The following is a 2,202-nucleotide window of genomic DNA, read 5'->3' as shown; positions in this document are numbered from 1 at the left end:
TCTCTGCGTGTATATTAACCTTATTCCTCTCTTTTGTTCTTTCTAATTTATCCTTAAATTTAATGAATTGTAAACTTAAGCCGTGTATAATTAATGGCTGGTTCTCGCCTACTTACGAAAATCCTCGCGGATTTCCTATTCGGTTTTTATTTGCTATATTTAGTGCTGAAACCACGCCACTAATCATACACAATCACGTTCTACGCAATTTGAAAAAACATCGTGCTAAAAGAAAATGAAACTGACTAACGACCAATTTGAGGCTTCCGCTTATATATTCGAAAAAGCGAATGGAAATAAAAAAACGGAATACGAAGAAGAATTAATTGCTGAATCTGGATTGGCGGAATTAAAGCCAAACGAATTGAAAATTCAAATTATTAACGGATTGAATAGCGGACTTTACTCTGACTCAAACGAACGAATAAGTGCATATTGGACTTTAAGTAAGATTCACGATACAAATTTAATTCATGATTTCAGAAAATGGCTCAAAACGGAATTTGAAAACCAAGAACCTTTAGCTGTCTATCAATTAATGATTGCTCTTGGGAATTTAGAAGAACCTATTTTCAATAAAAACCGAACAGGAAGTGCATTTAACGAAACTGAATTGAATTTGAGAGATGCAGAAAACTATTTAAAAAGTTTATAAAAATGACAGGCAAATATGTAACTTTTCGTCAAAACCCAAAAGTTGAAATTCTTTTTGGATTTTATGGCGGAAAGCCAATTCCAACAAAACAGGATAAGTTTAAACCTTTAAAAGCATTTGAAATAGACGAAGACGGAAATGAAGTCGAGTTAAAAAATTTTTACGAAAGGAAAGACGATAAAAACTCAATTCAAGAAATGAAAGAGCTTGTGAGCGAATATGCGACCGAAGCATTTAAAGAAAAAGGTATAATAAAAAGACCAGCAAATATTGAGGTTCTATTATCCTTTTCCGTTAAGGAAAGACGTTTTAAAGAAGTTGATATTGACAATCTAACCAAAACAATTTTGGATGGATTAACTGGAGTGGCATTTGAAGATGACTCTCAAGTTTCAAGCTTAATTGTGAATAAGCACGTTCACGAAATGAAAATAGATGCTTTGTTTATCGGAGTTACGGAATTGACTGATGAAAACAAAGGATTTGGGAATGACATTAAATTATTTGGAGAAGTAGAATCGGAATAAAAACTGCGTAGAACACCGTGTATAATTAATTGCTTTGGCAAGTGCTTATTTGGAAAATTCCTTCGGAATTTTCTCGCGTTCGTTTTTGTTTACTAAATTAGTTGCTTAAACACGCAACTAACCATACACAACAACGTTGTAGTGCATTTGAGGAAACCGATGAAAAGAATATTATTAATAATAACATTAGTTCTGATTTCGAGCTGTAAATCAGAAAACAAAAATGAAAAAAGTCTGGCAACTGAACGTCAAGAACCGATTTCGGAAATCCAGAAAGTCAACGACCAATTTCAAGCTTTTATTGACCAGTTTCCAACAAAAACTCTTCCGATAAAAATAAATGGTTGTGCAGATAAAATTCTTGATTTGCCAAAATTAGATATTAAATTGAGTTCTGAATATTCCAAAGATGCTGAATATGAGCATATTTATGGAATAATTCCTTCCAATGGAAACTATATTACGACAATAACACTTGGAGAAGCTGAATGCTTTGTTCCAATTCTGAACACTTACAAACTGAACGGAAAACGAATAGACTCAAAACCGATTAACATAGGTTATTGTGGATTTGACCCTTGTTACGAATGTGTTGAAAATATGACAATCAATTCTGAATATCGAATTTATGTTGCGGATACAATAAAAACATCTGATTGTGATGATAATTTTAATTCAATTTCTGGAACTGAAAAAATAAAAGTTGTCTATAAAGAAGGAAAATTAACTGAAAAGGGAATTATAGAATTGTCAAAAGAAATTGAGAAAAAAATAAAATAAAAACGCACTACAACACCGTATAAAAATAATTGCGGTTTAGTGCTTAATCAAAGGTCGTTGCGTGTTTGTAACGTCTGAATTTCCTTCGGAAATTCCTCGCATACAAACCCGCAACTATTCTTATACATAAACGTTGGCAATAATATTGACCCGTCCTGAAATATGTATACACTAAACCAAATGTATATGTATAAAAATGATGGATATGTAAGACGTTATAGCGAAAGCTTTAAACTCAAA

The 2,202-nt window shown here is 32.2% G+C and carries 3 protein-coding genes; all 3 read left to right on the top strand.

All coding sequences use genetic code 11. The annotated features are described in order from the left end of the window. The first annotated feature begins 235 nt into the window (after window positions 1-235). Window positions 236-655, top strand: a complete 420-nt coding sequence (locus BLT80_RS19745) for a hypothetical protein (RefSeq protein WP_092471261.1) — start codon at window positions 236-238, stop codon at window positions 653-655. Window positions 656-657: 2 nt separating this feature from the next. Then, a complete protein-coding gene (locus BLT80_RS19740) occupies window positions 658-1,182 on the top strand; it encodes a RusA family crossover junction endodeoxyribonuclease (RefSeq protein ID WP_092471259.1) in 525 nt (174 codons plus the stop codon). Window positions 1,183-1,341: 159 nt separating this feature from the next. After that, on the top strand, window positions 1,342-1,962 hold the full coding sequence (locus BLT80_RS19735; protein WP_092471257.1) for a hypothetical protein: 621 nt from the start codon (window positions 1,342-1,344) through the stop codon (window positions 1,960-1,962). The last annotated feature ends 240 nt before the right edge of the window (window positions 1,963-2,202 follow it).

This window comes from Winogradskyella thalassocola, from assembly GCF_900099995.1.
GTDB classification, from domain to species: domain Bacteria; phylum Bacteroidota; class Bacteroidia; order Flavobacteriales; family Flavobacteriaceae; genus Winogradskyella; species Winogradskyella thalassocola.
This window is presented reverse-complemented; position numbering and strand designations above follow the sequence as displayed.

Bases quoted from the DNA above. Each gene is read 5' to 3' on its own strand.
- BLT80_RS19745 (WP_092471261.1), top strand. From the start codon at position 236: ATGAAACTGACTAACGACCAATTTGAGGCTTCCGCTTATATATTCGAA.
- BLT80_RS19740 (WP_092471259.1), top strand. From the start codon at position 658: ATGACAGGCAAATATGTAACTTTTCGTCAAAACCCAAAAGTTGAAATT.
- BLT80_RS19735 (WP_092471257.1), top strand. From the start codon at position 1,342: ATGAAAAGAATATTATTAATAATAACATTAGTTCTGATTTCGAGCTGT.